Raw genomic sequence first — 8,156 nt, forward strand, 5'->3', positions numbered from 1 at the left:
TCTTCAATAATCAATTAAGAAAATTCAGCTATTTTTCAATTTCTTTGCATAATATATTTATTACCTTGACTCATACAAGCCAATAATAATAGATTCTAATTCTATACAAGTAACTATTATTGAACAATTTAACTCCTATTCTTTTAATTAATTCAACTTCTATTAACAGACTTTTATAAATTTAAAAATTACAAATAGCAACTCATAAAATATAATTTTGTCTTTAATGCTCTATATAAATCAATTCCTATTCCCAAGCTCTATTATTTCTCCTTTTCTTGCCCTTAATGTAAACAAATCTAGGGTTAAAATGTCAAGAATTTTAGACTTTGAATTCCGCTTTGTAGTATAATATTTAAAATAGGTTTATTATGAACTTTATTATGGATTTAATGGATTTATTAAATGTTGAGCAGATATTTGATTTATAGGTTTTTATCTGTAAATCAAAGTCTAGTATTTTTTACACTTCTCTCAAATAGTATCCCTTTTCTTTCACCCAATTAGAAAAAGTAGTATGACTCACTCCCAAAACTTTAGCTCCTTTTCTAAGACTTATTTCATTTCTACTCCATTTTTCTGCTAAATTATAAAACTCTTTTGGTATTTCCTTTTTAACCCTGCCAAATTTGACTCCTCTTTTTTTAGCTTCTCTTATGCCTTCCATTTGTCTTTGATGGATATTTTCTCTTTCTATTTGAGCAACATAAGATAATATTTGAAGAACTATATCAGCTATAAATTTCCCTGTTAAATCATTGACTTTAGCTCTTGTGTCAAGAAGTGGAAAATCCAAGACAATAATATCTGCATTTTTTTCCTTGGTAATTTTATTCCATTCTTTTATAATTTCATCATAGTTTCTTCCCAACCTATCTATTGATTTTATATAGAGTTCATCCCCTTCCTTTATTCTTTTTATAAGTCTTTTATATTTTTTCCTATTAAAATCTTTACCACTTGCTTTATCAATGTATATTTTATTTATTTCAATTCCCTCTTCTAGAATAGCTGACATTTGCCTATCTACATTTTGTTCTTTGGTTGATACTCTTACGTAGCCATATTTCACCTTTTTCCCTCCCATTCCCATAGAAAAATATGTATTTACTTTTTCTGCAAATCAAATACCATAGTTTGATAAAATTTGCTATTCATAATTTAAATTTAAACCCTACTATTAATTTGATGTCTCTAGATTCTAGAGCTATACATTAAACTATTCCATACACTATAATATATTTTCTTGTTATAAATTAAAATATTTATATACTTATTAAACTTAATATTTTTATTGTCATTTTTAACATTGCTCTAAATTTTCACATAAGAAAAGGACGATAATCACTCTATCATCCTTGACTTAACAGGTGGTAAAAATATAGAAACTAGTTTCAAATAAATTTTTACTGATCTAAACCCTTATACTTTTTCAAATGTATATAATTAAAATTTATCCTATTTCTAAAAAGTTTTTGCTATATAAAAAGTATCCTTACTTAAAATTGTATTCCCGACAATATCATATATAATGTATTTGAGGTGATTAAATGAAAATTCTTTGTGCCGGTCCAACTTCAATATCCCCTGAAGTTTTAAATGCACTTTCTAAATCAAAAACAAACCCCGACTTAGACCCGGAGTATCAAGTTTTTCACAGAAGCGTTGAAAAAAAGATTTCAAAATTACTAAATACAGAAGCTACTTCTTTTTTCATGCTTGGCGAGGGAATTATGGGACTTGAAGCAGCCATAATTTCACTTGTGGAGCCACAAGATAGAGTCTTAGTACTATCAAATGGTTTCTTTGGCGCCGGCTTTGCAGACTATGTAAAGTTTGCCGGTGGAACCCCTGTCGTGTTGGAGTTTGATTTTAGAAATGGCATTGATGTAAATAAACTGGATTCGTTCTTACAACAAGATTCAAACTTCAAACTTGCAACTTTCGTGCACTGTGAAACTCCTTCAGGACTTACCAATGATTTAAACGAAATAGTCAGCGTACTAAAAAAATACAACATACTTACAATAGCTGATTGTGTTTCTTCACTGGGTGGAGAAGCTATCGACTTTGATGAAAGCGGCTTAGATGTGTTGCTCGGAGGAAGCCAAAAATGTCTTTCAGCGCCGGTTGGAATAACCATAGTTACTATTTCAGATAGAGCCAAAAAAGTCATTGATGACAGAAAAACTCCCGTAATTTCATACTATATGAACTTTAAAAACTACTATGATTTTAAAGGCGCACCTTTCTGTTACACAATGAATGAAAATTTAATTTATGCAATGGACATTGCACTTGAAGAGCTATTTAACAGAAATTCAATAGAACTTCACAAAACTTACGCTGATATAACTCGAGAAATAATTCAATCAGCAGGACTTGAACTCTATGCAAAAAATTGCCGTTCTAATACTGTAACAGCCGTACTGATGCCAAATGAAATTGAATCCGAAAGTCTTCTTAAATTGATGAGACAGAAATATATTGCCATATCAAAAGGCGTTGGAAATATGAGTGAAAAACTTTTTAGAATCGGACACATGGGTCAAAATATTTCAAAAGATAACTTTAAAGCTCTCTTCAAAGCTTTAGATGAATGTTTTAAAGAGCTTGGAGTTGAGTTAAAAATATCTCTCTATGACTCTTTTTGTGAAAAAATAGGCGAAGTATAATAACTTCGCCCAAACTTATCTTATTCAATCTTTATTTCTTAGTAAGTTAAAAAAATAACTCAAAGATGCTACTATCATTACAGATAATAACAATCTAATCTTTAAGTCGTTTTCATTTGCAATCATATTTGAAAAGATTGCAAATGCTATAAAATAATAACTTCCCTTTAAAAATTTGTTTTTTAACATATTATTTAAATGTCTTTTCTCCCGGTATTATTGCACTTACAATGCCAAGAACTGCCGCTCCTATCAATGAACCTATAATTCCAGATGAAAATCCACTTACCAATTTACCGGTAATATAAATTACAGCCGCTCCTACCAAAAATCCTGAAGCGCCTCTTCCAGCTGAAGACGTTCTCAAATTTGTGTAATTACCTATTAACCAATCCAAACCACCCATTACAATCGCAGCCATTATCGCCGCTGAAAAATTTGAAACTCTCATAGGACTAAGAGCTGCTGCTATTGCTATTGCCAATGCACTTACAAGCACTTTTATAATTAATTTCATTTTCAACCTCCATATTTAAGTATTTTATACCACTTATAGAAAATTATAAACAATACCATATAAATAAATTCCTCTTGTTTAAAGAAATGAATACATATATAAAAAATGTATCAACCCTTTATCTTTGTTAAGAATTTAGGTTGATACATAAAATAGTTAATAAACTTTAATAATTTTTAATTAAGTTCTACTAAGACTAACTGCTATTCTATTATGATATCTTAATTAATGCTTCAATATTAATCTAAGCATCTTACATTTATAATTTATCTTACATGAATTTCTTTTGTTATAAATCTATTTCCTCTTTTTTTAATAAAAGAATTTGTAACTGAGAAATTAAATGAATTAATATCTTCTTCGTTGGTGTTACCTCTTCTTATAATTCTTCCCCCCTCAAAATTTTCAGCTTTCCAAGGGCTTCCATCTGCATTTACCATCTCAACACTATAATAAATTGTCAGTCCGTCCTTTTCTTTGGGAAGATCCTTCCAAACTAAAGTATCTTTTCCATATTCAAGTTTTGTAGGTCCTTTAACAATTTTGTTGCCATTCATTAATTTAAAATACACATCAGGTAAATTATTTTTATCAATATATTCTCCTTCCCAATTTGCCTTAACAGAAACATCTACTTTAGGATTATAATTTCCTGCTTTTCCTTCCGTTCTAGACTTTTCAGTTAATTTGTATTTAATGACAAAATTGTAGTCAGAAACCTTTTCAATTTTATCTAACTCCCAATCCTTATTATATCCTGCCAGTTCATAATCATGTCTTCTATTATACTGAGCCTGAATATCATAGTTGATTATATTCCCAGAACTGTCATACTTTGGCATGTTATAAAAAGTTCCTTTATTCGAAAAATCTATCTCTATCCTTGTTCCCATTTTAGGGTAACCATTATCATATTTAGGCGCAACTCCATTTACTAATAACTGAACAAATTTATTATCAATAGGATAAATATTGCTTTCTTCAAATTCATATTTGACATTTATATCTACAGTATCAAGCAACTTATCTGTTTTTTTATAAACTTGGAATGTTCTTACCTGATCCTTATAACTAAGCTTCGTACTAAATTCTGATGGAACTGCTATGTATTCAGAGTCCTCAAGACTAATCTTAAAATTATAAACTTTCCCTAAATTCAAGTCATTTATAAATTCAAGTTCATTAAAATCACTTTGTTTAAACTCAAATTCCTGACCTATTAAATTTGTAGCAGTTATTTTTATCTTTTTAGGATCATAATTTTCACTTCCATTAAATCCTTTAAGATAGCTCAAAGTAACAGTATCCACTTTATCTCTATTAGCATCTTCGGGTCTAAATATTTTAAAGAAAACTGTCTTTGAAATATCTTCATCTTTTAAAACAACTTCTTTTTCTCTTTCATCAACTAGTTCCAATCCCCCTGTCAAGTCTGTAACTTTAACAATATAGGTTCCTGCAATTAATTTATCATCTTCCACTTTTTGATTTGTCATCTTATTTATTATTGTGTAAGAAAAGCCTTTAGCATTATATGCTGAATTAGTTACAATAGGTACAACATTAATAGCTTTATAAACTGTTTTTCTTTAAGCTCTTCAATAGTTCCTTCTAATCTATTCCCTGCCCAGTCTTCTATTGCAACTTTTGTATCTTTTACAGTTTTTCCTTCTGGTAATATAATGCTTAAAGACGTTTGATCATCCTTTATTGCTATAATATTTCCAGGACTTTTATCTTTAATTTCAACTAACTTAACGCCCGAACCTTTAAATTCAGGATATTGATCAGTAAAATTCAATATAGCTTTATTACCAAATACTTCTACCTTAGTAACTCTTGGTTTATTTCTATCAATTATTATCTTGTTTTTAAGAACATACTTTTCATCATTTTCATAGTCACTAGACTCGTTTCTGATTCCTGCTTCAGAATAATCAGTTATAGCAGTAGTTACTAAATCATATTCTCCATCTTTAATATCATCATTCACTGTTAAAATCAGGTTTGAATTAAAAAACACCCCTTTAAATTGATCAAGTTTGCTTCCGCTCATAGCCGAAGTCTCTATTATATTTTTACCATCCTTTTCAATTCCAAAAAAGATTCTTGAAATATATCTGTTCAAAACAAGTTTAGGCATAATATTGTCGCTTATACCATCTCCATTTGGTGAAATTGCTATCTTATCCTTTCTCGCCTTTAAATTCTCTAATGTTCCTCCAACTTCTAAACCAATAGTCTTGTATTGTTCTATCGGAGAGTAACTTTGATACCTTCCAACTTCTTCATTATTCTTTTCATTATAAAACATATTTAAATTATTTAACCCTTTGTTTAAATCATAAATTAAAGGTTCAATAACCCCTACAGCTCCTGCATTTAAATTACCCTTTGTCTTTAAAGAAATAAAAGGAATAGACAGATCAGGATATTCCTCTGGTTTTTCTGATTTAAAATATACAAATCCTTCTATCCAAAACCCATTAGGCATATCTTCTATTAATTTTCTTTGTTCTTCTTTAGAAACATTAATAGTTACTTTTTGTTCTGCTATACTTTTTGGTTTTACATCTATTCTTCCAATGTCTTGTTCACTTATTCTTCTAGGTCTCAAAGTTATGTGATTTTCATTTACAAGGTCTGTATTTATAACAAGAGATACCTTATATGATGCAGTTGTGTCCCCAAAATTTTTCAAATCTATATCAAAAGACTCATTCTCTTGCAACTCTTTTAAGTTGACCTTTGATTCTTTGGTATTTTTTTCATAAGCATAAACCCTAGTTTCAGTTGCCGCTTTTAAATCTACCAATCCTGCTCCTTCTTTTCTAGGTGAATATTCTACATTGGATAAAGGCTCAATTACAGGTTTGGCAGTTGACATCATAATATTTTTAACTACATAAGAAATATCATCCCTATTAGCTAATTCAGGCGCCTTATCTTTTAAATATTGCCTTAAAATTAAACTTGCTCCAGCTATATGAGGAGATGCCATAGACGTTCCATTCATACTTATATACTCATCTGGTGCTCCGGTATTAGTTGAATAAATCCCCTCACCAGGAGCAGTAATTTCAGGCTTAAACCCTAAATCAATAGTTGCTCCCCAACTTGAAAAATCAGACATCTTCCCTTTATTAGGATTATCTATTACTATAGACCCTTTCCCTAACACTACCTTAGCCTTCGTTTTTACAATTTCTTCTCCTGCTTTCTGCCCTATAAATAAAGATGGCATCGATGAAGAGTAATCTCCTACTCCCATACTTTGAAGCTCATCGCCTACATTATTGTAGACAATTGCTAAAAGAGCTCCATATTTTTTTGCATTTCCAACTTTTGTCACATATAAAGTCCCTGGCTGCCTTCTCATAATAACAGCCTTTCCCTCAAACTTTACGCCTTGTTCCTTTAATCTTTTAAAATCTTCATCCGTTCCGATCCCTGCATCTATTACTTCAAGTTCTTTTTCTTCTTCCCTGTTGAAATTATTACTAATAGCTGCACCTGCAAATCCATCAGTTAAATAAGCAGGAACTATTACTTCACTACCCACGATTTTAATATAGTTAGTATAAAGTTTTTCATTATTAAAAGACGCTACAGAAAAAGAATTTTCAAAAGCTGCCATATCTCTTAGAGTGCCATAATCAAAGTTATCTCTTCTAACTTCCAACTTTGGATAAGCAGACGAACCATAATTTCCAGCTGCAACAGCTACTGTAATGCCAGCGCTTGTAGCTTTGTTAATAGCATTTTCTATAATTTTATCTCCAGATCTTGTGTTACCAACATTTCCCATAGAAAGAGACATATTAATAGTATCCGCCTTTAATTTAATAGCATCGTTTATAGCTTCTGCTATAAAGTTTGAACCCGTTGCTCCTCCAACTTCATTAAAAACCTGCATAAATAAAAGCTGTGCATCAGGTGCAACACCTCTTATTTGATTTTGCTCAGGATCTCCATTTGCAACTAATATACCTGAAACATGAGTCCCGTGAGAAGTATGATCATTGGTAATATCAATTATTTCACTATCTCCAAATTTATAATAATCTTTTGCAAATGGAATTTTATTGTTAATATAAAAAGCATCAGCATTATTTTTTTATGTGAATTTATCTCTGCAATTAATGCTTTAGCTTCTTCTGCTTTAAGTTTTAAAGCAGTCTTATCTAATTTATCATCTTTAAATTCAGGTTTTATTTTACTTTCACTTCCATGCCATAATCCCGTATCTAAAACTGCTGCTACAGTTCCTTTACCTGTATAACCTGTCTTGTTTAAATTATTGGCTTTAATAATACTTGTAGATGTGTGCATCTCAGTATGGATAGGTTCTACTCTCTTGTATTCAACAACAGGTTCTACTAATTCTACATACGGGAGTTTTGCAATCTCCTTTGCAGTTTTATAATTAGTTTTTATCCCGATTCCGTTAAAAATATAATCTATATGATTTATAATTTCAAACCTATAGCCTTTATTATCAAGTGCATACTCAAATAAATTCTGAGTAGCTAGATTATACCTAACTGTATTTACTACACCATGTTCATCAGTTGGTTTTAGAACAGTTTGCGGTTTATACAATTTAGCTTGCCTTTCAGCCTCATAATAATCAATTGATGCTACTTTTGTATAAGGAGCAACCTTTTTTTGACTATAATCGTTCTTCATTGCCTTTAAAAGTTCCTCTTTGTCATCTTTTAAAGTAACAATAATCTCCACTTGATCATCATCTTTGTACTTATTTGCTGTTTTTTCTATAAATTCATTATGAACTTTCAAACTATTCTCAGTATTCTTAGCTGAAAATTTAATTTCATTTGCAAAAGAAACAGATACTTGTGAAAAAAACATAACAAAAGCTAGTAAAAAACTGATACTTGTTTTTCCTCTCATTTTCTAAATCCTCCTTTAAAAATTTAATTGACATATGTAAATATATCACA

The 8,156-nt window shown here is 30.1% G+C and carries 7 protein-coding genes; 1 reads left to right on the plus strand and 6 read right to left on the minus strand.

Features of this window, described 5'->3' with window-relative positions:
- Positions 1-463: 463 nt before the first annotated feature.
- The gene (locus HMPREF9129_RS01380; protein ID WP_040552129.1) at positions 464-1,072 is read right to left on the minus strand and encodes a recombinase family protein; all 609 of its coding nucleotides are present in this window, start codon (positions 1,070-1,072) and stop codon (positions 464-466) included.
- Between the two features lie 478 nt (positions 1,073-1,550).
- Here HMPREF9129_RS01380 and HMPREF9129_RS01385 point away from each other — a divergent pair, with 478 nt between their 5' ends.
- Entirely contained in the window at positions 1,551-2,675 is a 1,125-nt protein-coding gene (locus tag HMPREF9129_RS01385) for a pyridoxal-phosphate-dependent aminotransferase family protein (protein ID WP_004819557.1), read from the plus strand.
- 24 nt (positions 2,676-2,699) lie between these two features.
- On the opposite strand, the gene HMPREF9129_RS11300 is transcribed toward HMPREF9129_RS01385, so the two are convergent.
- The 5 genes from HMPREF9129_RS11300 to HMPREF9129_RS01405 all read right to left on the minus strand — a co-directional run bounded on the left by HMPREF9129_RS11300 (position 2,700) and on the right by HMPREF9129_RS01405 (position 8,106).
- Positions 2,700-2,864, minus strand: a complete 165-nt coding sequence (locus tag HMPREF9129_RS11300) for a hypothetical protein (RefSeq protein ID WP_004819559.1) — start codon at positions 2,862-2,864, stop codon at positions 2,700-2,702.
- Between the two features lies 1 nt (position 2,865).
- Positions 2,866-3,192 (minus strand): phage holin family protein, encoded by a 327-nt coding sequence (locus tag HMPREF9129_RS01390; RefSeq protein WP_004819561.1) that lies wholly within the window; start codon positions 3,190-3,192, stop codon positions 2,866-2,868.
- A gap of 266 nt (positions 3,193-3,458) precedes the next feature.
- Entirely contained in the window at positions 3,459-4,688 is a 1,230-nt protein-coding gene (locus HMPREF9129_RS01395; RefSeq protein ID WP_004819564.1) for a Cna B-type domain-containing protein, read from the minus strand.
- Between the two features lie 50 nt (positions 4,689-4,738).
- Positions 4,739-7,285 (minus strand): S8 family serine peptidase, encoded by a 2,547-nt coding sequence (locus HMPREF9129_RS01400; RefSeq protein WP_306424712.1) that lies wholly within the window; start codon positions 7,283-7,285, stop codon positions 4,739-4,741.
- Positions 7,228-8,106 carry a hypothetical protein gene (locus tag HMPREF9129_RS01405; protein WP_004819568.1) on the minus strand — a complete coding sequence of 293 codons (879 nt, stop codon included), beginning with the start codon at positions 8,104-8,106 and terminating at the stop codon, positions 7,228-7,230. Before HMPREF9129_RS01405 ends, HMPREF9129_RS01400 begins: the two co-directional genes overlap by 58 nt.
- Positions 8,107-8,156 lie beyond the last annotated feature (50 nt).

It is taken from the genome of Peptoniphilus indolicus ATCC 29427, from assembly GCF_000227315.1.
In the GTDB taxonomy this organism is placed as follows: domain Bacteria; phylum Bacillota; class Clostridia; order Tissierellales; family Peptoniphilaceae; genus Peptoniphilus; species Peptoniphilus indolicus.